This is a genomic window from Balneolaceae bacterium (genome assembly GCA_034521495.1).
Lineage (GTDB): Bacteria > Bacteroidota > Rhodothermia > Balneolales > Balneolaceae > Rhodohalobacter.
Map to the genome: position 1 here is coordinate 785,052 of JAXHMK010000010.1, position 24,827 is coordinate 809,878.

Below are 24,827 nucleotides of genomic sequence, written 5' to 3' on the forward strand. Positions count from 1 at the left end.
AAAAACGGTATTTATTCATAATTTTACATCCTGAAAATCAGTCAACCTACTTATACAAACTAAATGAAAAATTCATATTTCGAACTGGTTGATCAGACCTACGACTTTCCACAGAATGGTTTCGAGTTGATCAACGGAACTTTAAGTTTTCATAATGTTGACCTGGTTCGGTTGATCGAGAAATATGGAACTCCGTTTCGGCTTACTTATCTCCCCAACATCCAAAAGAAGATTGAAACAGCCCGCAGGCTATTCAATAACGCGATTCAAAATCACAACTACTCCGGGAATTACGAATTTTGTTATTGCACAAAATGCTGTCATTTTAACCATGTGGTAAGCAAAGCTCTCAAAGAGAACGTTTCCCTGGAAACCTCATCCTCGTTTGATCTCGATTTGATTGAAAACCTGTATCAAAAAGGCAAGTTTGATAAAAACGGAACGATCGTCCATAACGGGTTTAAAACGGATAACTACGTCAAAAAAATAGGACAGTTAATCAATAAAGGATTCTCCAATTCCATTTCAGTGCTTGACAACACACGCGAACTGGAAAAACTAAAAACCATTGAAACGGATAAGAAGATAAAGATTGGGATTCGTATCTGTATTGAGGAGGATCCACAGGCTGCATATTACACCTCAAGAATGGGAATTAACAAGCGTGAAATCCTGGATTTTGTCAGCGAAAATATTGTTGATGATGATCGTTTTGAGCTCACAATGGTACACTTTTTTGTAGATTCGGGCATCAGCGACAATATGTATTACTGGAATGAATTCAAGAAAGCTCTCACCCTCTATACAAATATCAAAAAAATGGTCCCATCCGTTAGATCCCTGAATATTGGCGGCGGATTTCCGATTCAAAATAGTCTCAATTTCAATTACGACTATGAATATATGACCCATGAAATTGTTGGGAATATTAAAGAGACCTGTGCCGATGCCGGTGTTGATGAACCTGATATTTTTACAGAATTTGGAAGATATACCGTAGGTGAAAGCGGTGCGGTAATCTTCCAGGTTTTAGAACAAAAGCAGCAAAATGATACTGAACTTTGGTACTTGATTGATAACAGCCTGATGAACACGATCCCTGATGCATGGTCTATAAACGAGAAATTTATCTTGTTGCCTCTCAACAAATGGAAAAATCAGTATAAAAGAATCAACATCGGGGGAATTAGTTGCGATCATTCCGATTACTACAACTCAGAGGAACTGAATCAGCAGGTGCTGCTTCCGGCTTATTCTGATGACGACCGGGAACCGCTCTACATCGGTTTTTTTCACACGGGGGCCTACCAGGATTCCATCAGTGGGTACGGGGGTATCAAACACTGCCTGATTCCATCCCCAAAACATATCGTTGTAGATATTGATGAGGATGGAAATATGTACGATTATTTATACCGGGATGAACAAAATGTTGATAAAATGCTTGAAATTTTAGGATATCATGATTGATCAAAAGCCTCTTTACGCAGGAATTGAAGGCGACCATAATCTCTATGAAAATGCAGAGATTCTGCTACAATCCATTCCCTACGACGGTACCAGTACCTGGGGAAAAGGTGCGGACCGTGGATTCAAAGCTTTCCTGAATGCCACCGAAAATATGGAAATTTATGATATTGAAACGGACAGCGAGGTCTATAAAAAGGGAGTTCATATCTTAGATCCGATTTTGGAGGATTCATCGCCTGAAGCCGTTTTTGAAGCTGTTTACAAGAATACAAAAGAGCTTCTGAATAGCGGGAAATTTCTGACCTTTTTCGGGGGAGAACATTCCATCAGTATCGGCATTATCAAGGCGTTTTATGAGGCCCATCCCGATATCACAATATTGCAACTGGATGCCCACGCCGATCTCCGTCCCGAGTTTCACGGATCGCCATACAACCACGCTTGTGCGGTAGCTGATGCTTCAAAAAACGCAAACCTGATCCAGGTTGGAATCAGGAGCATGGACAGCTCTGAACTTCCCTATTTGGATCGCGAAAAATGCTATTTTGCAGAAGATATGTATGGTACAACCGACTGGATGGAGAATTCAATATCGAAAATCACTGATAAAGTGTACATCACTCTGGACTTAGATGTGTTTGATCCCTCCATTATGCCCTCCACCGGAACGCCAGAACCCGGGGGAATGCAGTGGAATACGATGATTCAATACCTCCGAAAAGTGTTTGATCAAAAAAATGTACTGGGATTTGATATTGTTGAACTCGCCCCGATTGAAGGACTCAATGCACCCGACTTTTTGGCTGCAAAACTTTACTACAAAATGTTAAGCTATAAATTCGCAAACTCATGAGTGGCATGTTAACTACAGAATTACGAGTTATTGTCTGTCGGTTGGATAAGACTTCCGAAGTCTTTCAGAACAAGATCAGAAACTCCCGTTATTGTTACGAAAAGTTAACTTTCGTAACGGCTTGAGAGACTTCGGAAGTCTATAAGTATCAATTATCCCAGTGTTGACAACTATCTACAAATAACTTAGACCCAAAAATCCTAAGCTGACACACCAATGAGTACAAAAGGACCTGTTTCCAATTTTTTAACTCACCATTTTCGCCATTTTAATGCCGCTTCGCTGGTTGATGCAGCTAAAGCTTATGAAGATCAGCTCAACAGTGGGGCAAAAATGATGATTACACTCGCCGGTGCTATGAGTTCGGGTGAGCTTGGCTTATCTCTTGCGGAGATGATTCGGCAGGACAAAGTTCATATCATCACCTGTACGGGTGCCAATCTCGAAGAAGATCTCTTCAATCTCGTGGCGCACAATCATTATAAACGCATTCCAAATTACCGTGATTTAAGTCCGGAAGATGAACAGAAACTTCTCGAAGGGCATTTTAATCGCGTTACGGACACCTGTATTCCTGAAGAAGAAGCGATGCGACGGATTGAAGATCATCTGGTAAAACGATGGATAAAAGCCACGGAAGAAAATAACCGATATCTCCCTCACGAATATTTTTATGACCTTCTTTTGAGTGGTGATCTGGAGGAGAGTTATCAAATCGATCCGGATGATTCCTGGCTAATGGCTGCCGCAAAAAAGGATATCCCGATTATCGTGCCGGGCTGGGAAGATTCAACTTGTGGTAATTTTTTTGCGTCCCACTGCATTCATGGTGATGCTGACCCCATGGCCGTGAAAAGCGGTATTGAGTATATGATGTTTTTGACAGACTGGTATCAAAAAAATTCCAAAAATGGAGTCGGGTTTTTTCAGATTGGCGGTGGAATTGCAGGAGATTTCCCCATCTGTGTGGTACCGATGATGGAACAGGATCTTGGGCTGAAAGACACACCACTCTGGTCCTATTTCTGCCAAATTAGTGATTCCACAACCAGTTACGGATCCTATTCAGGAGCTGTTCCCAATGAAAAAATTACCTGGGGCAAACTTGGTATTGATACACCGAAATTCATCATCGAATCCGATGCCACCATTGTAGCTCCGCTGATTTTTGCGTATTTGTTGGGGTGGTGAAAATCTCCCCGACGGGAGTGAGGCTGTCCAAAAGGATGCAAGGGATGATCAATATCTCATTTTGTCATACGGACTCGATGATATTCACACTGATTAACAATTGAGATTCTGAATAAGTTCAGATGACATCTTTTGGACAGCCTCGTGGGAGTATACACCTGACTACATAAGTGAGGATCGAAATGACTTAAGTCCGCGAAGTCTTCAAGACTTCACAGATCTACATTAACTAAACTAGCGTGTGATCCAAACCGACAAAAAAATATCAAAAGACGAAGCGGAGAAAATCTACAAAGCCCTTCTCCTCCCGCGGCTAATTGAGGAGCGAATGTTGAAGCTTCTTCGTCAGAATAAAATCAGCAAATGGTTTTCCGGCATTGGCCAGGAAGCGATCTCTGTTGCCACTGCCCTCACTCTCGATGATGACGACTATATCCTCCCAATGCACCGCAATCTGGGAATCTTTACAACACGCGGCGTGCCTCTCTACAAACTTTTTTGTCAGCTTTTGGGGAAAGCAGATGGCTTTACGGGAGGACGAGACCGCTCGTTTCATTTCGGATCAACCAAACACAATATTTTTGGAATGATCTCCCATCTCGGCGCAACGATGCCTGTGGCCGATGGAATTGCCCTGGCTCAGAAATTAAAAAACAGAAACCGGGTGAGCGTAAGTTTTTGTGGAGACGGAACCACCAGTGAGGGCGATTTTCACGAAGCTCTAAATCTCGCCGGAGTCTGGAAGCTGCCCGTTATTTTTATCATCGAAAACAACGGTTACGGGCTTTCCACTCCTGTATCGGAACAATATGCCTGCGAACATCTTGTAGACCGGGCGGAGGGATACGGATTGAAGGGAATCCAACTTGACGGAAACGATTTTTTCGCGGTTCAGAATGCCATTCAGGAAGCTCGCGAATCAGCTTTGAATGGAACTCCGGTTTTGATAGAGGCTGTCACTTTTCGCATGAGAGGGCATGAAGAGGCATCCGGAACATTTTATGTACCTGATGAAGAGTTCGAAAAATGGAAAGATGAAGACCCTATTCTGCGATTTGAAAATTGGCTTTTAGATCAGAAATATTTTGACAACCGGAAATCATTTGAGAAAACTAAAGATGAGGTCAATCAAAAATTTGAAGATGAATTAAAGAGAGCTCTCAAAGCTGATGAACCTGTTTTTGATGAGAAGACGGAACTCAAACGAGCCGGACTTTCCCCTCAGCCCAAATTCTCAAAATCATATAGTGGAAAAACTTCTGAGAAACGCTTCATTGATGCTACACATCTCGCCCAAAAACAGGCCTTTTCTGAAGATGAATCCTTCATCCTGATGGGGCAGGATATCGCCGAATACGGTGGAGTATTTAAAGCTACGGAGGGATTTATTGAGGAATTTGGCAAAGATCGGATTCGAAATACACCGATTATTGAATCCGGAGCAATTGGTGCGGCGATTGGCCTTGCTATTGAAGGATTCAAACCCGTTGTTGAGATGCAGTTTGCGGATTTTATCTCTTGTGGATTCAATCAAATTATCAACAACTTGTCCAAGGCGCGCTACCGCTGGATGCCGGAATTGAATATTACCATTCGTGCGCCGCACGGTGCAGATGTTGGTGCTGGTCCTTTTCATTCTCAAAGTCCAGAAGGCTGGTTCATGCAGCATCCGGGATTACGGATTTTGGTTCCCTCATCTGTTGAAGATGCTCAACATATGCTTTACACAGCGTTATACGATCCAAACCCGGTACTGTTTTTTGAGCATAAACGGTTGTACAGAAGCATCCGGGCTACGACTTCAGACCCATGCAGACTCATCGATATCGAAAAAGCCAATATCGTTCGGGAGGGCTCGGATATTTCCATTATCACCTATGGTTTGGGTGTTCACTGGGCATTGGAAATTGCAGGGGAGTATGCTGATAACAGGAACGGAAATTGAAATCATTGACCTCAGATCACTCGCTCCCATCGATTGGAAAACGGTTCTTCAATCCGTTCAAAAAACGGGTAAAGTTTTGTTATTACAGGAACCATCTGAAATTTTAGGTCCGATGAGTGAAATATCATCGGGTATTATTGAACGAGGATTTGAATATTTAGATGCCCCTGTGATGCGGTGCTCCTCCCTTCATACACCGGTTCCCTTCAACAAAAATTTAGAGAAAGGATACTTAGCAAAATATAGGTTGAAAGAGACGCTGGACCAGTTGATTGAGTATTGATATAAACTAAGAATGGTTTTGCTGTCCAGTGCACATTGTACGACGACATTTTACTCATCGAAGCTTTACGCGTAGTTGAGCCTGCCCGTCACTGACCAACTTCATCAAAACCAGTGTGGGTGGTTATATTAGGTATCTTTCCGAACATTTAAGAAATCAATCCACGATAAACGGTAAATTCAGTATTCCGAGGGGCCGGACAGGCTGTCCGGCGTACATTTTAATCTTTCCCGGATTGTTCTTCCTTGTCTGATGCGACCACTTTTCGCGGAATTCGAATATCCTCTACCAGATCCTGGATATCCTGCGGCGGTTCTTTGGTAAACTTCATCACGGTGAGGGCCACCACAAAGTTCAAAATCATTCCCAATGTTCCGATACCTTCCGGAGAGATTCCAAACCACCAGTGTTCTGCATTGTTTAATTCAGGATTGATAAATGTAAAGTATATGATGTAAGAAGCTGTCAATGTAATTCCGGCAATCATTCCTGCAATTGCACCCTCTTTATTCATCCGTTTAAAGAAAATACCCATCAAAATGACGGGAAAGAATGAAGCTGCCGCCAGACCGAACGCAAAGGCCACAGTTTGGGCTACAAAACCCGGGGGATTGATTCCAAAATAGCCTGCAATAAGTACGGTAAAGAATACGGTAACTCTCGCTACAATCAACTCGGTCTTCTCCTTCATGGTTGGAATAAATGTTCGCTTCAGGAGATCGTGTGCAATTGCAGTAGCAAGAACCAGTAGTAAACCCGCTGCAGTTGAGAGCGCCGCTGCCAATCCGCCTGCTGCAACCAACCCAACTACCCAATTCGGCAAATCGGCAATTTCCGGGCTGGCAAGAACCATGATATCCGGATCCACCGTGAGTTCATTAATGGATGGATCTGAATGGTATTGAATCAGACCATCGTCATTCGAATCTTCATATTGAAGCAATCCTGTAGCCTCCCAGTTGTGGAACCATTGTGGTGCCTCGGTGTACGCAACCTTATCTACATCATTAATCATATTGGTCTTAACAAAAGCAGCAACGGCCGGAGCGGTGCTGTAGAGAAGTACTATAAAAATCAGAGCATATCCTGCAGATATCCGGGCATCCTTAACTCTCGGGACAGTAAAGAAGCGAATAATCACATGTGGCAATCCGGCTGTTCCCACCATCAAAGCGGCGGTTATGAAAAAGACATCTATCGGGAGCTTTGTCCCATCGGTATACGCCGTAAATCCAAGGTCCGTCATCAAACCATCCAGCCTGTCCAAAAGATAGACACTCGGTTCATCCACCAAAGTACCACCAAATCCCAGTTGCGGAATGGGGTTTCCGGTCATTAAAATCGAAACAAATATAACAGGTACGAGATATGCAAAAATCAACACACAGTATTGGGCAACTTGTGTATAGGTAATTCCCTTCATCCCGCCTAAAACGGCATAGAAGAACACAATAATCATCCCGATTATCACACCCTGGTTGATTCCTACATCTAAAAACCGGGAGAAAACAATTCCCACTCCGCGCATCTGTCCGGCCACATAGGTAAACGAAATAAAAACGGCACAAAGAATTGCCACAACCCTCGCGGTACTTGAATAGTAACGATCCCCCACAAAATCAGGAACGGTAAACTTGCCAAACTTGCGAAGATATGGTGCCAGCAGAAGTGCTAAAAGAACGTAACCGCCGGTCCACCCCATCAGGTAAACCGATCCGTCGTACCCAAGAAATGCAATTAAACCGGCCATGGAGATGAATGAGGCAGCCGACATCCAGTCTGCAGCTGTTGCCATCCCATTCGCCAATGGATGAACCCGGCCACCTGCTACGTAAAAATCACTTGTAGATCCCACGCGTGCCCAAACGGCAATACCGATATAGAGCGCAAATGTGATTCCTACAATAATGAACGTCCAAACTTGTATACTCATCCGGCTAACTCCGCTAAATTATTTTTTCCATTCTGAGATTCATCATTTTTCATCAAAATCGAACTCTTTATCCAGTTTATTCATGCGATACACATAAATGAAAATCAATATCACGAACACATACTGGGAGCCCTGCTGAGCAAACCAAAAACCTAATTTAAATCCACCTAATCGAAATTGATTTAACTCATCGACAAGTAGAATCCCAAAACCGAAGGAGACGATAAACCAAATCGTTAAGAGAATAGCTAACAGGGTAAGATGTTTCTTCCAGTATTCTTTGGCTTTTTCATTCATGGCTTGAACCGAGCAAATTTATTAAAGCTTTTAAGTCCCCTATCAAACACAAAGATTATAACGAATTCTTATGATTCTCAAAAATGAAGTTCTTATTTGTTAGGCAGCAGTCATTTTTAATTGAATAAATTCGCGTTTAAACTGAATTAAGGATAATTATTGTATCAGAGAATTCCCTATTTTCATTTTAGATTACTGTTAATACATTAAAGTGAAGGTTAACTCAATTTCTTCCCTATGATTAAACGAATTCTAATCGCTCTTGATCCCGATGAAGACACTCCTATTGCAACTCAGTATGCCATTTCACTCGCTAATAACAGCGACGCATCTGTAACCGGTTTGGCCGTTGTTGATACAAGCAATATCTATCCTACAGGAATCATTGGCGATCCGGACGAAACTCATCATGCCCGAAATTTATGGGAAGAATTGACTGAAGAGAGCCGAAGTGTAGCTGATAGACTTTTACAAAAATTCAGAAACAGCGTTGAAAAATCCGGCGTCAGACATTCTGAAATCAAGAAAGAGGGAGCATCTTACGAGCGTATTATTGAGGGGATGAAATACCACGATCTGCTTGTTGTGGGCCGGGATTCTCATTTCTTTTACAACGAACCCAAACAAAACACTAAAACACTTGCTCAGGTTGTAAAATATGGTGTCTCCCCAACCCTGATTGTAACACACCATTTTGAAGAAGTAAAAAAAGTACTTATTGCTTTTGACGGGAGCCGACCGGCAGCACGATCATTAAAAAGCTTTGCGCACCTCAAACCATTTGGTGAAAAAGTAGACATTGAACTGCTTCATGTTCAGAATGAAGATGACTCAAACGAAGAAATTTTAAATTATGCAGCCGACTATCTAAAAGAGCACAACTTTAAAACAATTACCACAAAAGTTCTGAAGAAAGAAAAGATCAGTGAGCAAATTTTGGCCCGAAGTCGTGAAATAGACGCCGATCTGATTGTACTTGGTGCACATGCGGTTTCGGCCATCAAGCGATTAACATTTGGTTCAACCACTCACGATCTGATTACAAAAACCCATTTGCCGCTTTTTATGACACCCTGAGCAAAACCCGTCTGACCGCTCCAAGCGGTCTGACGGGTATCTTTATAGCCAGCACGACTCAAAACTGGCGCAAGTCTCCGTACATGTTTAGCGGTTTAAGTCAAACAACCTGACAGAGCACCGTGCTTTTCGGTTCCTGTCAGAGTTGTGGGATAAGGTATTCCCCTCGAAAACCGATCCACGCGACTCTGGCAGGAGCTATCGCACTCTGCCAGGACGCTAAACAGATACAAGTCTCCAGACTTGTGCCCATACCCCATTCTCCAAACTTTTTATTCAATATCAATGCCCGATGAGCTGTGAACCAAGTTCATTTTTTGATACATTCACTTTGAATGAAAACCCAATTCCGTTCCATGAAAAAATTCCTGATTCTACTCCTGATTCCACTCTTCCTTTCCTTACCCGATCAAATCGCAAAGGCCCAAAAAACCAATTTTGATTATCTGGATATCTTCGATCTTCAGTTTGTGGATGAACCACAAATTTCACCTGATGGAAATACTATCATCTACCTCCGTCACCAGTTTGATGTGATGACAGACAAACGCTACACCAACTTGTGGAGCATCTCTTTCAGCGGGGATGATCACGAACCGCTGACATCCGGAAAATCAAGCTACGGATCACCAATTTGGTCACCCGACGGATCAAGAATTGCCTACACATCATCTGAAGAAGGATCAAACCAGATCTTTATTCGATGGATGGAGAGCGGAACAACTTCTTCCATCACCAACCTGACTCACAGTCCGGCAAATTTACAATGGTCACCCGATGGTACTAAGCTGCTTTTCACAATGAATATTCCAGCAGATCAACCTAAAATAGCCGATCTTCCATCCCCTCCCGACGGTGCGGAATGGACCAAAAGTGCTACTGTAATCGACTACGTTCAATTCAAAGCCGACGGTAATTTCGACATCCTTGAGGAAAGCTATTCCCACATCTACCTGATTTCAGCCGAGGGTGGCGCTCCGCGAAAGCTGACGAATGGAAATTTCGATCACTCCTCTCCCACCTGGGCACCAGATGGAGAAAGCATTCTTTTTACGGCTGATCGATCCGGTAATGCCGATCTTGATCCCAATAATGCTCAAATTTATGAGATGAATATAGAATCCGGAGAAATGACTCAAATCACGGACAAACGGGGTCCGCACAGCAATCCGAAAATTTCGCCGGATGGACAGTATATCGCCTATACCGGCTATGAAGATCAATTTGTGGGATACCAGTTGACCGATCTCTACATCATGAACCGTGACGGCTCGAACCTGCAAAAAATTTCCGGTACCCTCGACGTAGATGTCAGTGATATTACCTGGGCCAGTGACAGCCGCTCGCTGTTCTTTCGATACGATGAGGAAGGAAACAGCAAACTTGGTAATATTCGACTGAATGGCGATATCATAACCGTTGCATCGAACCTGGGTACCTCAAGCATTGGGCGGCCGTATGGTGGCGGAGCATATTCTGTAGCAGACAATGGTCGTTTTGCTATTCCTCTTGGATCCACCGAACGACCGACTGAACTTGCTGTAGGCCATTTTCCCACCCGGATGGCTATTACTCAGCTAACAAATATTAATGAGCTCTTTTTACAGTCTAAGAACCTGGGAGAAACCACCGAGTTTTGGGTTGATTCATCCGTTGATGATTTTGAAATCCAGGGCTGGATCCTTACCCCGCCAGACTTTGATCCGAATCAAAAATACCCCATGATTCTCGAAATTCACGGGGGTCCGCACACCAATTATGGACCGAGATTTACTCCTGAACTTCAACTAATGGCTGCCAAAGGTTACGTGGTTGTATATACCAATCCAAGAGGTAGTACAAGCTACTCCAGTGATTTTGCCGCTTACATTAATCAAAACTATCCAAGTGAAGATTATAACGATCTGATGGATGCTGTGGATTATGTAATTGACCGCGGCTATATCGATGAGGACAGGCTGTACATTACCGGCGGAAGCGGCGGAGGTGTTCTGAGCTCCTGGGCCATTGGAAAAACGGATCGTTTTGCGGCTGCAGTTGTAGCCAAACCGGTTATAAACTGGTACAGTTTTGTATTGACTGCTGATGTTTACCCATTTTTTAGCAAATATTGGTTTACAGAATACCCCTGGGATGATCCCGAGCAGTACCTTGAAAGATCCCCGATTTCGCTGGTTGGCAACGTAACGACACCTACCATGCTACTTGTTGGTGAGTATGATTACCGAACTCCCGTAAGCGAAAGCGAGCAGTATTACCAGGCGTTAAAACTCCGGGGAGTGGATGCCTCGATGGTTAAAATCTCCGAATCATCACACTCCATCGCCTCCAAACCCAGCAATTTGATACGAAAAGTGGCGTATATTTTAGGATGGTTTGAGAAGTATTAGTTGTGAGTCCTTAGTACGCCGGGCAGCTTGCCCGGCCCTGAGCCTGTTTACTCGCTCCGAAGGTCTCCTTCGGAGTCTTGATTTGAGGGCAAATTTGAAATCCCCTCTTGAGAGGGGACAAAGGGGTGTGTAAAAAAGATTTTGTAAGGATTCATGGTTTGTCGGTTCATACAAATAGATATGAAAAGACCAATCATCCCATATAATCCAAGGCTTAAAGAACTCGCAAGAAGACTCAGAAACAATAGCACCAAATCAGAAAAAATTCTTTGGCAATATCTAAAAGGCAAACAAATTTTAGGATTCGACTTCCATCGACAAAAACCTATTGACCAATTTATTGTAGATTTTTACTGTTCTGAACTATTTCTGGCTATTGAGTTAGATGGATACTCGCATGAACATTTTGAAATTGCTCAAAAAGACAAACGAAAGAAGAAGCGGCTTAATGAATTAGGTGTTTATTTAATTCGTTTTTGGGATGAAGAAATATTTAATGATTTGGATAATGTTTTAAGAGTAATTGAGATCACAGTGGAAAAACGGAAAATAAAATTTGGTCTATAAAAACAATTCTAACACACCCCTAAATCCCCTCTCAAGAGGGGACTTCTAAGGTCCTACTCTTCTCAATACTTGCTACTCAATTTTCTGGTTCCGAAAGTCTCCTTCGGAACTCTCATTTGAAACTCCGCTTCTATTCAATAATCTATATTTGGGAAGAGCATCCAGTTGGCGTTTTGAAACAAGAGCTTCGGAACCATCAAAGGATCTACGGAACGAATTAACGAGTAAAATTAACATTCCGAGGTAACGGGCAGGCTGCCCGGCGTACATTTTCACGACTCCGCATTAATCGCCTGCATTAGCTTTCGTTTGGCAACCGGCAGAATGGTTTGGTTGAACGGAAAATCCAGGCTGGTATCAAAGGCGTACGTGGCCGGATTTGGAAGTTCTTTTTGCTCGCGAATTAGTTCCAGTTTTATAGAACCGGGTGAAAGGTGTGCCTGCCCCTGCTTTAGTGCTTTCAAAAATTTTGTTTTCAGAGATCTGTACTGATCTTCCGTACTCTGAAAAATAGAAACCTCAAATCGAAACAGGTTGATCTTAAGTTCCTGGTTATCCGGTACAAAAAAGTAGCCTTCATCCTTGTAATTTGGAACAATCCCAACATGTTCAACAGAAAGCTCCTTTTCTACATACTCGTGGATAGCAATTCCCTCGTGAATTACCTTGTCCATCTTTGGAAGCGCCCAGTTGATCAGCTCTTCTACAGTTTCCAAATCCGTTCCATTTACAAAAACAACTTCATGCTCTATCGTGCGGTTCACCCAGTCGATTTTGCTGATGCGTTTCGGAAATTTATTACGAAGGTCGGCCAAACGGTCAATGACATCTTGCAATGTTCGCCGAATCTCAATCAATCTGCTTAAATGAGGATATACTTTGTAATACTGAAACTCGGATGAGATTTTTTTGAGTTCAGCAAGCACAATGTACTGACGTTTTTCCAGATCATCTCTTACTTTCGTAAAAAGATTTAGATTCAGACGTGATTCTTTCATCGTATGCCTCCTGTGATGATTTGATGAGGTATGATTAATAAACGCTATTTAAAAGCGGGGATTTTGTCAAGTAAGAATTTTTAAGCCTTTAAGATCCGCGAAGTTTTGGAAACTTCGCGGATCTTTCACTTTACTCGTTCCAAAGCTCCTGCTTTGGAAAGGCCTTAGGAAGCTCCCGCTTCCATTAATTTAAAATCCTTTTTTTTTTTGATGAGAAGAGAGCTTCAATCAGGCGTACCGAAGGAGGACCTTCGGTACGAGTTTACAGCCTCAGATTAATTTTCCCCCTTTGAAGGGGGCGCAGGGGGATGGCTGTTTATCCAATGCTCTAAAACTCTACTTACATTCTCAATCTCTTTGGAGATTAATATTTTAGCCATGATAGTTGAATTTTTTCAGGCCAACGTTTCTTGCTTTGCCATCCCCCTCTTTCCCCTTCAAAGGGGGATTTTTACTCAATCCCCAAAACCTCTTTCCCTTGCTCAAACACAATATCCGTGGGAATTCCTGCTTCCGCGAGACGGTCGAGGGAGTTTTGAAGTTGCTCGCCGACATGGCCATACTCTTCCACAAAAGCAGCGACACCTTCATAATCGCCGTCACCCTGGAAGGTTAGAATTCGGTTTGATAAGGAGTTCGTGACCTCATCCATTTGGTCATACTCCACTCTCCACGCTTCCTGATCTTCGTCGTACGTGATGGCGCCATTTTCTACGAAATAATTAAACCGAATCAGGTTCGCCATTCCGTGAGCGCTGCTGGTTCCGAATCGGATCGACCGGAAAATACTGGCAACAAATGTGGTGTAGTTATCTTCAATGACACCATCAGTCACCGTTCCGTCGTTTCGGAGTTCGGAAATCATGTACAATCCAAGAACATCGGCTTTACCCTCTTCGAGTGCCGATGAATGTTCTCTGAGAGCTTCCCGAACGGTTCCGCTGCCGTTAATGGTATTCTTAATTCCCAATCCGTGAGCTACTTCATGAAACATCGTGTTGGCAAAAAAGGCGTCAAATGTCAGGTGTTCGCGCTGTTCTTCCACAATCAGCATATCGGCGATATCCACCAAAATCTTGTCGTACTTGGCACGCATCGCGTTTTTCAACTGGAGTCTTCGTGTTCCTTTTGCAAGCTGAACTTCCTCGTCATTCGGCAGGTTGATGGCGATGGTTTTTGAGCCCGCATTGGCATCTCCGGCGTAGTACACAGCATCGTAGGCGTTGAGGTCCGAATCGCGACCCGGTTCTTCCTGTTTGTATTCGTCGGGAACCGGCAGACCCTCCTGGAGTTCGGGCAGCACTTCGGCATATCGCGAGAGGCGGTCGCTCCACTCCTGGTCTTTGATCAGCACAAATGTTTCGTGTGCGGCTTTGTACCCGTAGAGCTGATCTTCATACGTTTCAATCGGCCCGATCACCACCTCAATCGTGTTCTCTTTCATATCCAGCCACGCCATATCGCTGGCCTGATACTCGTCGGTCAGCAGCGCTTCCGCCCGTAAATTCAGGTACCGCTTCAGTCCGGGATCTTCCGCCAGTTCGGCCGCTTCTTTCAACTTCTCAGATGCCAATTGATGCTGCTCGGCAAACGCCTCGTGATACGGAACCGTCATTAAGTTGCCGGAATCATCTCTCCGGACCAGCGTGTACAGATCATCCTTCGTTTCAGAATCCCACGCATCAAACTCCTCTTTCGTCATATCGGCGGGATAGAAATTGGCGCCAAGTGGTTTTTGCCCAAAACCTTCTACAAACGGTTCATCCCCGTTCAGGCGGTCCCACGGACCATAATTGATCTCCGCAAACTCCCTCAACGACTCACTACCCAGCATATCCATCAGCTCACTCTTATCTCCATACGACTCCATCCAGAACACCTCATCCATCGCCTGTCCGGCGTCAATCAGCAGCGAAATCATCTGCCGCTGGTTGTCGGAAAGCTGACTCAAATCTGCATTCAGCTCAAACGTGGTGTATTGGTCGAGGCGGTCTTCGATGGTCATTTCATCTGAGGATGACTCTGACATCTCCCCTGATTCCTGCCCGCCGCATCCTGTTAGCAAAAGTCCTGTGAATAGTAATGATAGAATTGAAAAAGTGGTTGCCAAGCGTTTCATCATGGTTGGTTGAGTCTGTTGAAATTTGTTGATTTCTGAAAGCTATGAAATTTGGTGGGATGTCATTGAAAGAATCCACGACTTACTGAAAAATACTTGTGGACTTATTATTTTAAAATGAGACTCCAAAATTACTCAAAGATAAAAGTTCTGATGAATTATTGCAATTCCCTGGTAATTTTAAGCTATCATTAAAATAATGTATTCATCACTGGAAAAAATTATTGTAAAAGGACTTTCTACTCTTCATCAAAGAAGAATAGAGAGACTACGTCCAATGTCAACTTTAAAGTAGAATTAGAAAAAGGTTTGAATGCGGATGTATTCAGATTAATTGACATAGGAAAAAAATGTCTATGTAATCTTGGATCAATAACATCTCCAGCATCTAATGGTTTCATTAATATCAGTCAAAGATAATTGATACAATCCCGAATTTTCGAAGAAGTATGCCTGATCAATACAAAGAAACAGTATTGGAGATTCATCAACCTTGGGAATTGGGCTTAGAAAAAAATCCAATTTGGTGGAAAGCTTACAATGATGTCAAGCATCATCGAAACGAACACTTCTTGAGGCAAATCTCATAGAATACTTTATTCTCTATGGCTGGGTTACATATTTATTTGGTGTACTATTACAAAGAGATTACAAGAAAATCTATATGATTTGCCTACTTCGATATGAAACTGATTTAAGTTCTGAATTACAACCACTCCACTCAATCATGATTCAATTTCTCTTGTTCAGTCTGCATTAGATTCAAAAATTAGTCCTCTAATTGCACTAAGATATTTGCATAAGGCCAAAGAAGAAAACATTTCACATCATAAATGGATTGATGCTACAATTGCTGCATGAACTTGCAATTAAAGAAGTTTTGATAATCCATAACCCTAATACTTGAGCATTCTTTTAATGGAAATTCCTTCACCCTTTATAACAAAACTATATGGCTCTATACTCGAGGAATATTTAGGTGAACGCATCACCTGTATTTATAATAAATTTCAGAAAAGGTGTGAGAAATCAGACAATACAGCTTGTCAATAAACACAAATGAATATGAAATAGATGCTCTAAAACATACATGATGAATGAGAATATTATTCATTCAGAATTAGAAGACATAAATGGATCTTTAAAAATTATCGGTTGGCAATACTCAAAATATAATTGACCAAACTTTATTAGTTACCTACAAATACAAACATAAAAATATGACCAAAGGCATTGCTATAAAAATATTCATACAAGTAGTCAGATCTTATAAGGCGTGTGATATTATCTCCTATCATTTCAGACTTGAATCATACTTAAGCAGTCCTTTCCCTAAATCCTTGAATTCATTTGAAATTTTTCAAGAATTATTTGTCGCAGCTTTCGATTATGATGACAACATTTAATAACTCTTCTCGACTGTGTAAGATCATTTCGTAAACATCTTGACAGAATAGTATCTGAAACGAAGGTTATTCTGCAAGTGAATTTGAACGGTACTCCACAAACGATACATCGTCATAGATTAGTCACATACCAGCTCATAAGTAATTATCAATGATTTTTACTACCATTTTCTATGTCTAACAATATTGGAAGAGCCGGACATTACAGAATCACTATTCGGTGCCCAAATTGCCAATCCGTTACTATTTAGATAAACTCAACAATGCCACGATCACCATCCATAAAATCTCTTATTAAAGATCTTGAACCTGACGAACTTCGTGAAGTGATCGTTGAACTTTGCAAGCTCAACTCCAAAAACAAGCAATTTTTACAGCTTTATCTGCAGAGTTCGGATTCCGTTGATATCGAATCCATTGTGAATGAAGCAAAGGCCAAAATTCATAGATATTTCTATGGCCAATCAGTGATTCCAAAAGTAGATTTATCGAGCGCCCGAAAAACCGTCAACGAATACAGCAAAGTACTCAAAGAATATCCGGGACAGGTTGCTGAACTTAAACTCTACTACGTTGAAACCGGTACAGATCTGACAAATGATTTCGGAGATATGTATGAAGCTTTTTACTCATCATTGGAGTCTATGTTTAAAAGTTTTTGCAAACACATTATCAAGCATCCCACCTATTTTAATCAGTTTGAAGATCGAATAAAAAATCTGCAAACTGCCTGTAAAGATATCGGCTGGGGCTATCAAGATATCATTGATGATCTTGCTTTTGAGCTGGAGGAGGCAATGAAAGCGAATCAAAAGAAATAATTGTTGTGCTGTGAGTATACCATCACTATGCAGTATCTCATTATTTTTTATCTTCGGATATGATTAAAACTTCTTTGTGTAAAGAACATATTATAATGGTTGGACCGAATGGTGAGCTCACTACATAGAAACCTAAAGTGCAATCTAAAACTGTAATACGTTTACGAACAAAGAAATACCATGAGTACCTTAAGCGTAAGATTACCCGATTCACTGCACAAAAAATTAAAAGAGCTTGCTGAAAAGGAAGGGGTTTCTATGAATCAGTTGATCACTCTGGCTGTTTCGGAAAAGATGTCTGCACTATTAACGGTAGATTATCTGAGAGAAAGGGCAGAAAGAGGAAACCGAAAAAAGTTTGAAGAAATAATGTCTGAAGTACCCGATGTGGAACCGGAGGAGTATGATAAATTATAGGCCGGTTTCCAAAAAGCATTATCCAGTATCTCTTAACCTTAAAATGAAAAACGATGAGTGATAAACAAGTAACAGGAATTCTTTGGTGGACACCTGAACAGTGGGAACGAGCGAAACGAATCAGCGACGACAGCCATGCTATTTGATGATACGTTCCGAAGATTGGCAAGAGAGTGCAGAACAGGCACTTAAAAAATTTTCACGACCTTGGTATGAAAGCCTATAAAATTGAGATTGATTTGGACGAATTGATCAAATGGTGTAACAGAAAGAATAAACCTCTTGACGGTAAAGCCCGTTCAGAGTTTGTGTCTGGTAAAGTTAAGGAGATATGCATCGAATCACAATCGAGAATCACGAAGTGATCAGACAAACTCGTCAGGAGTGACCACTGCTTGCTGATGAACTGTTTACTGAATAAGCGGCCTTGATTCGTCGGTAAACGAATGACGATCGACCTCAAGAATCTCATGTCGCTTCGAGTTCAACAATTTATCAATCATATCAATGTAAACCTACCAAGGTTTCATAGTCCATTGTCTCGCGAGATTATCCCGCGGTGTGATCCTCCGCCAAGATTCACAGACTTTTTGTCCGGCTTGCTAATCCCAATACTTTGGGATGGATCAAGTCAATACGAGATCTAATAGATTGAAAAGTCTGAGCTTTTATTAAATCGCTATCAAGTGGAAAACCAACTTGAATATTTCAGTTCGAACATCTAATTCAATCCGACTTAATCAGCCAAAATTGCCTTAGCACAATGATATCATAGGGTACCAGTTACTAGTTCACGACTTTTATGATATAATCCATATTATGAGAATTGTTTACACTGATACATCTGTTTTTGGTGGTAAATTCGATGAGGAGTTTGGGTACTGGACTCAAAGATTTTTTGACCAAGTAATATCTGACGATATAAAGATTCTAAAATCTGATGTCGTAGATGATGAGTTGACCGGAGCTCCTGAATTTGTTCGGAAGTTTGTGAATTCACTGCCAAAAAAGAATATTCAACATATTGAATTATCTGAAGAAGCCATTTGGTTGTCTGAACAATATATTCATGAGAACGTGGTGGGGAAAGCCAGTAGGGCAGACTGTTTTCATATTGCAATTGCAACCATTTATAAAGTTGATCTGCTTGTGAGCTGGAATTTCAAACACATAGTTAATATTGAACGAATTCACGGATACAATTCGGTAAATCTTAAACACGGTTTTCAGACGTTAGAAATAAGAAATCCAAGAGAAGCTTTTGATTATGACGACAACAACTAAAAAAAAGTTCGACTGTGTAAAGTCAGTTCGTAAAGAACGAGACAGAATTGCATCTGAAACGGAAGGAAAATCTGCAAGTGAAATATTGGAGTACTTCCGCAAACGAAGTAAGAAGGTGAAAGCTCCTGATGAAAGTTAAAATCTCATCTTTATCCATCTTTAAAAAAAGGCAGCCCGTTGCCAGGCTGCCTTTTCTAATTCTTAGTATGCCGAACGTCAGTTCGAGCCTTTCGTCAAGCTCAAGACAGGCGTAGTTCCGCTGCTTTTGCGGAACGTAGTCGAGAACTCGTTCCAGTCATTAGTGACTTCTCGTCTTCATTCCACTTCGTTACATTGCGCTCGAAGTGACGTACTTGTGGATTTATTTCAGATCAAACCGATCCAACTCCATCACCTTGGTCCAGGCGTTTACGAAGTCGTTCAGGAACTTCTCTTCAGAGTCTGCACTTCCATACACTTCAGCGAGTGCGCGGAGTTCAGAATTGGATCCAAAGATCAGGTCTGCACGGGTTGCGGTCCATTTTGCTTCACCGGTGTCGCGGTCGCGAACTTCAAATTCCAGCTTATCATCCGAAACGGGTTTCCACTCATACCGGAGATCGAGCAGGTTCAGGAAGAAATCGTTGCTCAGTGCACCGGGATTGTCTGTAAAGACGCCGTGATCGGAGCCATCGTAATTGGTATCCAGCACACGCATTCCTCCCAGGAGCACTGTCATTTCCGGAGCTGTCAGTGTCATCAATTGTGCCCTGTCCACCAGCATCTCTTCCGGTGTGGCATTTCGCCGCGGGCTGGGTTTGTAGTAGTTTCGGAACCCATCTGCTTCCGGCCGCATCCATTCAAAAGACTCCACATCCGTTTGTTCATCGGTGGCATCGGTTCGTCCCGGAGTAAAAGGAACGGTAATATCATGTCCCGCCTTCTCCGCCGCTTTTTCAATGGCAGCAGATCCGCCAAGAACAATCAGATCGGCGAGTGATACTTTCTTATTGCCGGATTGAGCATTTGTTGAACTCTTCCTGGATTCCTTCAAGCGTCTCAAGCACGTTCGCCAGTTGCTCAGGGTTGTTTACTTCCCAGTCTTTCTGAGGAGCTAAACGAACACGAGCTCCGTTGGCACCGCCACGCTTATCTGAACTACGGAAGGTGGAGGCAGATGCCCACGCTGCAGAAACCAGTTCTGAAACTGAAAGGCCTGAATCAAGAATTTTCCCTTTCAATTCATCAACATCTTTATCATTGATCAGCTCATGGTCCACCTCAGGAATGGGATCTTGCCAGATCAGGTCTTCCTCAGGAACTTCAGGCCCGAGATACAATGACTTTGGCCCCATATCGCGGTGAACAAGCTTGAACCAGGCGCGTGCGAATACATCTGCAAATTCATCCGGGTTCTCATAAAATCGCTTTGAGATTTTCCTGTACTCAGGATCTGCTTTCAGAGCAACATCCGTTGTAAGCATCATGGGAGCATTTTTCTTATCCGGATCGTGGGCATCTGGTACAGTGCCGTCTCCAGCCCCGTCTTTCGGTGTCCATTGATACTTCCCGGCAGGACTCTTGGTCAATTCCCATTCGTATTCAAACAGGTTTTCAAAAAAGCCCATATCCCACTCAAGTGGTTTATTCGTCCATGCACCTTCCAATCCACTGGTAATGGTGTCGGGTCCTTTACCCGTTCCATAATCGTTTTTCCAGCCAAGTCCCTGTTGTTCAATAGGTGCAGCTTCAGGATCAGGACCGTTGTGCTCTTCGGGTGCGGCACCGTGCACTTTCCCAAATGTGTGTCCGCCCGCTATCAATGCAACGGTCTCCTCATCATTCATCGCCATACGTTTGAACGATTGACGAATAAATTGAGCTGATTTCTCCGGATTCGGCTCACCGTTGGGTCCTTCGGGGTTCACATAAATCAATCCCATATGATCTGCTGCGAGCCGCCCTTCAAGATTTCCATCTTCGTCGTGGCGTTCACTTCCCAGCCACTCATGCTCGGGGCCCCAGTTAATATCCTTCTCGGGTTCCCAGGCATCTTTTCGTCCGCCGCCAAAACCAAACGTCTCAAATCCCATAGATTCCAGGGCAACATTACCGGTAAGAATCATTAGATCAGCCCAGGACAGTTTCTTTCCATATTTTTGCTTAATGGGCCAAAGTAAACGGCGTGCTTTATCAAGGCTTACATTATCGGGCCAGCTATTTACGGGTGCGAAGCGCTGGTTCCCTGTTCCGGCTCCGCCACGTCCATCAGCCACACGGTAGGTACCCGCACTGTGCCAGGCCATTCGAATAAAAAGCGGACCATAATGTCCCCAATCTGCAGGCCACCACTCCTTGGAGTCTGTCATCAAATCATGCAGATCCTGCTTTACCGCTTTCAGATCCAGTTCTTTAAATTCCTCTGTGTAATCAAAATCCTCTCCCATTGGATCTGACAGAGATGAGTGCTGACGTAGTATATCGAGATTTAGTTTGTTCGGCCACCAGTCACGAATTGAGGTTCCGCCGCCGGCAACCTCTCTTTGAGACCCATTGCCATTATGAAACGGACATCCGCTTTCACTTTCATTTGTTTCCATACTTGATGCATTCTGTTTTTTTTCACTATCCATTAGGCGACTGTTTTGTGGTTAATTGTAGGTTTGCAAATTATGTCAATATCATGATGATTATATGAATAATTTCCACCAATGCACCAATTGATGTTTACTATCAGTTGTATTTGACTTGGTTATTACATCAACATTAAACAGTAAAAAAATTAGGAACTTCTGTGTAAAACGGAGGATTGCTTAATAAAAATCCTGGGAATGGCTTAGTCCCTCTTCTCATCCACTTCCAATGTTATCTCAGGATACTCTTTACCCAGATCTCTCAAATCGATATTTCGATCTCCGCGTAAATATTTATTAAAGAATGCGACTGAATAATCGTTGATCAATTCCGTGGCATTATACGGATCTGCTTCTCCGGCTTCGTTTATTGACTGAATCGGTATCAAAAAGGGAATATCACTGAAATTACTGTGACCAAAACCATTTACTTTTAAATCGTACATAGCTGTTTCACTTCCATTGTGATAGATTAGATCATTCGGAGCAAACGTTGCAGAATCCCGAACAGCTTCAATTCTTAAAAAGGGTTTATTGAGTGTTGAATCGATCATATCTGCCCATTGAGCTCCATCCCAATTAATCCCGGCTTTCACCCTGGGATCGGTTAGCATCAATTGACCGGCTGTTGCTCCTCCTGCTGAGTGACCAAACGCTCCGATCTTATCAAGATTCAATTTGTTAAAAAACCGGTTATTGGTCTGTGAGTTCATTCTTTCCAATTCATCAATCACAAAAGAGAGATCCTCAGCCCACTGCCGCATCATCTCTGCATTGGGATAGATATCGGATATTTCGCGAATAATATCTCGTTTTGCTGAATCACTATCAGCAGCCCAAAATTGATCTTCGAGTTCAACAATCTGCTCCCAGACATTCTCAAAAATTTTGGATTCATATTGGTAATCAAAAGAGACTTTTCCCCCATCCGAAAAAACCGTTGCTATTGATTGATAGGGATGATTCACCGCAAATATGATGTATCCGTGGCTTGCTATTTCCGTCAAAAATGCTGCATACGTTGCAGGAGGAACATTGTACCCGTGGGAGAAAAGAAGAGCTGGAAATGTGGATTCCTGATCAGAGATGAGCAGATCCTGATAAGCAAACGTTTCTATATGCCTCAAATGATTCAGCGTAAATGCAGGTAACCCATATTTCTTTGCAAAATACTCCGCTTCAAACGGGTGCATGTAATTCATTTGATTTACATTTGAATTCAAATCATCAGAGGGATACCAGGCACGAACCATTAATTTTCGATGGTCGTCAGGATTTTCTGTGATGACCTCATGCCTGTCGGAATCTTCAAGCATGAACGTTGTTGTTCCGACTTTGTAGGTTCCCGTTGGTTCCGGCAGATCAAACACCGGCAGAATGGATCCTAAAACGGTGGATACAATCAATAGAAGAATTGAACATAAACCACCAACAATTCGAAGCCATTTTCGGTCAGTGTATCCCGATAAATTGTGCTGGCGTTTCAACAGCCGAATTGACTGCAAAAGAAAAAACACCGAAAGTAAATAAGCCGGGATTATTTGCCACCGAAACCCTTCAAACAAGGCATGAAGGAAAACAAAAAACAGCACCAGAAACGGTAAGTAGATTAAACTATTCGGCCGATTTCCTGGCTTTGTGAATAGAGAACATGCTAAAATAAAAAGAGTAACCAGGATACAAATTTCAAAAAATTGCATAAGTAAATATGATTTAGAGATGTGAAATCGATAAAGCTTTTCCAGGTCCCACTTATTTGAACGGTCAGAAGATCAGGTTAGATGAAATACTAACCGATGGATTGAAGAACTGGAAAAACAGGGTCATTCATTAAAAGCCGAGGAATCTTCCATCCCCACGGTTCCAATCCAAACAGATAAAAAGTTATCTATTTGAAACAATTGCTTTTAATCCAAAATAGAGAAGCCAGGCGATCACAAAGATCATCATCCCGTAAAGCGTCGTGATAGTTGAAACTTTGAGTCCGCCGGCTAACAACGCCGGAGAAACGGATCCCATCTGCTCTATTGCTGTAAATGCCTGGTACAAGCCCATAAACTGACCAAAGAAACCAAAAACCAATGCAAATATCCCAATTTCCCGAACCAGGGTTGGGGATGGTGATTTTGAATCATCTCTGCCGGGTTGCAGAAAGATATATCCTGCAGTTGCGATAACAGCAATTAAAATGATAGTTAGTATTCCCATGAATAGCGGGCCGCCCATATAAAATAGATCAAACATAATTTTATCCTGTTTTGTGATTAAGTGTTCACAAGAAATGTATCTTTAAAAGGCAGGTTTCAGCAATGTAGAAACACCGTCTAAAGATGTTATTCGTCGATAAAAGATGGCATTCTGCGATAAAATCAGGATTTTTCATCAAAAACAATGCAGGCAGGTAAACATATACTTATTTTGGATTATGGCCGGGATCATTCTGGTCATTGGCTTTGGAAACACCTATGGAGATTATCTCAATAGTTTCTACTTCGTCACTTTTCTTCTTCCTGTGGCAATGGCTACCTCCTACTTTTTCAATTACTATTTAGTACCGAACTATTTATTGAATAGAAATTACCTGAGATTTTCAATCTACACGATCTATACAATTATCATCTCACTTTACCTGGAGATGGTTGTAGTGACAATTTCCTTCATCGTTCTGGCCAACTATCAGTATGAGGAATTGAACCCAATAATGACAAATATTTTTGTTTTAGGATTTGCCGTTTACCTGATTGTTTTGATCAAAGCATTTTTCCTTCTTTTCAGGAGAGTAAAAAACAACGAATTCAAAGTTCAGCAACTGATGGAAGAAAAAGAAGCGCTGAAAACGGAGTTCATAACGATTCGGGCAGATCGAAAAAATCATCAAATAAAACTGGATGATATTATCTATCTCGAAAGTCTTAGTGACTATGTAAAACTTCACACATCTGATCAAACACTCACAACCCGGGAGACGATCTCTTCGTTTGAAAAAACCCTGCCGGAAACGTTTATCCGGATTCACCGGTCGTATATTGTCAACCAAGAACATGTCAGTAATTTCAATTCAACCTCAGTAGAGATAGGTGATTTAGAATTGCCGATCAGCCGAACGTATAAATCTGATGCGATTTCCATACTTGAAGGGAAAGACTCAACTATGGCATGAAATA

Annotated in this window: 21 protein-coding genes; 13 read left to right on the plus strand and 8 right to left on the minus strand. The window is 42.2% G+C overall.

Annotated elements, in window-relative coordinates:
- Window positions 1-63: 63 nt before the first annotated feature.
- The 5 genes from U5K72_12290 to U5K72_12310 all read left to right on the plus strand — a co-directional run bounded on the left by U5K72_12290 (window position 64) and on the right by U5K72_12310 (window position 5,742).
- Entirely contained in the window at window positions 64-1,470 is a 1,407-nt protein-coding gene (locus U5K72_12290; GenBank protein MDZ7719588.1) for an arginine decarboxylase, read from the plus strand.
- The gene (gene speB / locus U5K72_12295; protein ID MDZ7719589.1) at window positions 1,463-2,323 is read left to right on the plus strand and encodes an agmatinase; all 861 of its coding nucleotides are present in this window, start codon (window positions 1,463-1,465) and stop codon (window positions 2,321-2,323) included. Before U5K72_12290 ends, speB begins: the two co-directional genes overlap by 8 nt.
- A 216-nt stretch (window positions 2,324-2,539) precedes the next feature.
- Entirely contained in the window at window positions 2,540-3,514 is a 975-nt protein-coding gene (locus U5K72_12300) for a deoxyhypusine synthase family protein (GenBank protein MDZ7719590.1), read from the plus strand.
- A gap of 241 nt (window positions 3,515-3,755) precedes the next feature.
- Window positions 3,756-5,459 (plus strand): thiamine pyrophosphate-dependent enzyme, encoded by a 1,704-nt coding sequence (locus tag U5K72_12305; protein MDZ7719591.1) that lies wholly within the window; start codon window positions 3,756-3,758, stop codon window positions 5,457-5,459.
- Window positions 5,434-5,742, plus strand: a complete 309-nt coding sequence (locus U5K72_12310) for a transketolase C-terminal domain-containing protein (protein MDZ7719592.1) — start codon at window positions 5,434-5,436, stop codon at window positions 5,740-5,742. Before U5K72_12305 ends, U5K72_12310 begins: the two co-directional genes overlap by 26 nt.
- Window positions 5,743-5,962: 220 nt before the next feature.
- Here U5K72_12310 and U5K72_12315 read toward each other — a convergent pair whose 3' ends face one another.
- Both U5K72_12315 and U5K72_12320 read right to left on the minus strand, forming a co-directional pair.
- Window positions 5,963-7,675, minus strand: coding sequence for a sodium:solute symporter family protein (locus tag U5K72_12315; GenBank protein MDZ7719593.1), 1,713 nt, complete (start codon window positions 7,673-7,675; stop codon window positions 5,963-5,965).
- A 42-nt stretch (window positions 7,676-7,717) separates the two neighbouring features.
- Entirely contained in the window at window positions 7,718-7,972 is a 255-nt protein-coding gene (locus U5K72_12320; GenBank protein MDZ7719594.1) for a DUF4212 domain-containing protein, read from the minus strand.
- Window positions 7,973-8,209: 237 nt separating this feature from the next.
- On the opposite strand from U5K72_12320, the gene U5K72_12325 reads away from it, so the two are divergent.
- From U5K72_12325 to U5K72_12335, 3 genes are all read left to right on the plus strand, one after another.
- The gene (locus tag U5K72_12325; protein MDZ7719595.1) at window positions 8,210-9,049 is read left to right on the plus strand and encodes a universal stress protein; all 840 of its coding nucleotides are present in this window, start codon (window positions 8,210-8,212) and stop codon (window positions 9,047-9,049) included.
- Window positions 9,050-9,405: 356 nt separating this feature from the next.
- Window positions 9,406-11,439: a S9 family peptidase gene (locus U5K72_12330; protein ID MDZ7719596.1), complete on the plus strand. Its 2,034-nt coding sequence runs from the start codon at window positions 9,406-9,408 to the stop codon at window positions 11,437-11,439.
- Window positions 11,440-11,619: 180 nt separating this feature from the next.
- On the plus strand, window positions 11,620-12,006 hold the full coding sequence (locus tag U5K72_12335) for a DUF559 domain-containing protein (GenBank protein ID MDZ7719597.1): 387 nt from the start codon (window positions 11,620-11,622) through the stop codon (window positions 12,004-12,006).
- 272 nt (window positions 12,007-12,278) lie between these two features.
- Here U5K72_12335 and U5K72_12340 read toward each other — a convergent pair whose 3' ends face one another.
- Entirely contained in the window at window positions 12,279-13,004 is a 726-nt protein-coding gene (locus tag U5K72_12340) for a hypothetical protein (GenBank protein MDZ7719598.1), read from the minus strand.
- Window positions 13,005-13,455: 451 nt separating this feature from the next.
- Window positions 13,456-15,126 carry a Zn-dependent hydrolase gene (locus U5K72_12345; protein MDZ7719599.1) on the minus strand — a complete coding sequence of 557 codons (1,671 nt, stop codon included), beginning with the start codon at window positions 15,124-15,126 and terminating at the stop codon, window positions 13,456-13,458.
- A 1,666-nt stretch (window positions 15,127-16,792) separates the two neighbouring features.
- Between U5K72_12345 and U5K72_12350 the strand changes: the two genes are divergently transcribed.
- From U5K72_12350 to U5K72_12365, 4 genes are all read left to right on the plus strand, one after another.
- The gene (locus tag U5K72_12350; GenBank protein MDZ7719600.1) at window positions 16,793-17,350 is read left to right on the plus strand and encodes a DUF6155 family protein; all 558 of its coding nucleotides are present in this window, start codon (window positions 16,793-16,795) and stop codon (window positions 17,348-17,350) included.
- A gap of 180 nt (window positions 17,351-17,530) precedes the next feature.
- The gene (locus tag U5K72_12355) at window positions 17,531-17,767 is read left to right on the plus strand and encodes a toxin-antitoxin system HicB family antitoxin (protein ID MDZ7719601.1); all 237 of its coding nucleotides are present in this window, start codon (window positions 17,531-17,533) and stop codon (window positions 17,765-17,767) included.
- Window positions 17,768-18,586: 819 nt separating this feature from the next.
- Window positions 18,587-19,051, plus strand: coding sequence for a hypothetical protein (locus tag U5K72_12360; GenBank protein MDZ7719602.1), 465 nt, complete (start codon window positions 18,587-18,589; stop codon window positions 19,049-19,051).
- On the plus strand, window positions 19,035-19,190 hold the full coding sequence (locus tag U5K72_12365; protein ID MDZ7719603.1) for a hypothetical protein: 156 nt from the start codon (window positions 19,035-19,037) through the stop codon (window positions 19,188-19,190). Before U5K72_12360 ends, U5K72_12365 begins: the two co-directional genes overlap by 17 nt.
- A gap of 222 nt (window positions 19,191-19,412) precedes the next feature.
- On the opposite strand, the gene U5K72_12370 is transcribed toward U5K72_12365, so the two are convergent.
- The 4 genes from U5K72_12370 to U5K72_12385 all read right to left on the minus strand — a co-directional run bounded on the left by U5K72_12370 (window position 19,413) and on the right by U5K72_12385 (window position 23,907).
- Complete coding sequence (locus U5K72_12370) at window positions 19,413-20,093, minus strand: peroxidase family protein (protein MDZ7719604.1); 681 nt, start codon at window positions 20,091-20,093, stop codon at window positions 19,413-19,415.
- The gene (gene katG, locus U5K72_12375) at window positions 20,038-21,663 is read right to left on the minus strand and encodes a catalase/peroxidase HPI (GenBank protein MDZ7719605.1); all 1,626 of its coding nucleotides are present in this window, start codon (window positions 21,661-21,663) and stop codon (window positions 20,038-20,040) included. Before katG ends, U5K72_12370 begins: the two co-directional genes overlap by 56 nt.
- A 203-nt stretch (window positions 21,664-21,866) precedes the next feature.
- A complete protein-coding gene (locus U5K72_12380) occupies window positions 21,867-23,150 on the minus strand; it encodes a hypothetical protein (GenBank protein MDZ7719606.1) in 1,284 nt (427 codons plus the stop codon).
- A 397-nt stretch (window positions 23,151-23,547) separates the two neighbouring features.
- Entirely contained in the window at window positions 23,548-23,907 is a 360-nt protein-coding gene (locus U5K72_12385; GenBank protein MDZ7719607.1) for a MotA/TolQ/ExbB proton channel family protein, read from the minus strand.
- Window positions 23,908-24,088: 181 nt separating this feature from the next.
- Here U5K72_12385 and U5K72_12390 point away from each other — a divergent pair, with 181 nt between their 5' ends.
- Window positions 24,089-24,823, plus strand: a complete 735-nt coding sequence (locus tag U5K72_12390) for a LytTR family transcriptional regulator DNA-binding domain-containing protein (protein MDZ7719608.1) — start codon at window positions 24,089-24,091, stop codon at window positions 24,821-24,823.
- Window positions 24,824-24,827: the final 4 nt, after the last annotated feature.

Bases quoted from the DNA above. Each gene is read 5' to 3' on its own strand.
- U5K72_12290 (MDZ7719588.1), top strand. From the start codon at position 64: ATGAAAAATTCATATTTCGAACTGGTTGATCAGACCTACGACTTTCCA.
- speB (MDZ7719589.1), top strand. From the start codon at position 1,463: ATGATTGATCAAAAGCCTCTTTACGCAGGAATTGAAGGCGACCATAAT.
- U5K72_12300 (MDZ7719590.1), top strand. From the start codon at position 2,540: ATGAGTACAAAAGGACCTGTTTCCAATTTTTTAACTCACCATTTTCGC.
- U5K72_12310 (MDZ7719592.1), top strand. From the start codon at position 5,434: ATGCTGATAACAGGAACGGAAATTGAAATCATTGACCTCAGATCACTC.
- U5K72_12315 (MDZ7719593.1), bottom strand. From the start codon at position 7,675: ATGAGTATACAAGTTTGGACGTTCATTATTGTAGGAATCACATTTGCG.
- U5K72_12320 (MDZ7719594.1), bottom strand. From the start codon at position 7,972: ATGAATGAAAAAGCCAAAGAATACTGGAAGAAACATCTTACCCTGTTA.
- U5K72_12325 (MDZ7719595.1), top strand. From the start codon at position 8,210: ATGATTAAACGAATTCTAATCGCTCTTGATCCCGATGAAGACACTCCT.
- U5K72_12330 (MDZ7719596.1), top strand. From the start codon at position 9,406: ATGAAAAAATTCCTGATTCTACTCCTGATTCCACTCTTCCTTTCCTTA.
- U5K72_12335 (MDZ7719597.1), top strand. From the start codon at position 11,620: ATGAAAAGACCAATCATCCCATATAATCCAAGGCTTAAAGAACTCGCA.
- U5K72_12340 (MDZ7719598.1), bottom strand. From the start codon at position 13,004: ATGAAAGAATCACGTCTGAATCTAAATCTTTTTACGAAAGTAAGAGAT.
- U5K72_12345 (MDZ7719599.1), bottom strand. From the start codon at position 15,126: ATGATGAAACGCTTGGCAACCACTTTTTCAATTCTATCATTACTATTC.
- U5K72_12350 (MDZ7719600.1), top strand. From the start codon at position 16,793: ATGCCACGATCACCATCCATAAAATCTCTTATTAAAGATCTTGAACCT.
- U5K72_12355 (MDZ7719601.1), top strand. From the start codon at position 17,531: ATGAGTACCTTAAGCGTAAGATTACCCGATTCACTGCACAAAAAATTA.
- U5K72_12360 (MDZ7719602.1), top strand. From the start codon at position 18,587: ATGAGAATTGTTTACACTGATACATCTGTTTTTGGTGGTAAATTCGAT.
- U5K72_12365 (MDZ7719603.1), top strand. From the start codon at position 19,035: ATGACGACAACAACTAAAAAAAAGTTCGACTGTGTAAAGTCAGTTCGT.
- katG (MDZ7719605.1), bottom strand. From the start codon at position 21,663: ATGGATAGTGAAAAAAAACAGAATGCATCAAGTATGGAAACAAATGAA.
- U5K72_12385 (MDZ7719607.1), bottom strand. From the start codon at position 23,907: ATGTTTGATCTATTTTATATGGGCGGCCCGCTATTCATGGGAATACTA.
- U5K72_12390 (MDZ7719608.1), top strand. From the start codon at position 24,089: ATGGCCGGGATCATTCTGGTCATTGGCTTTGGAAACACCTATGGAGAT.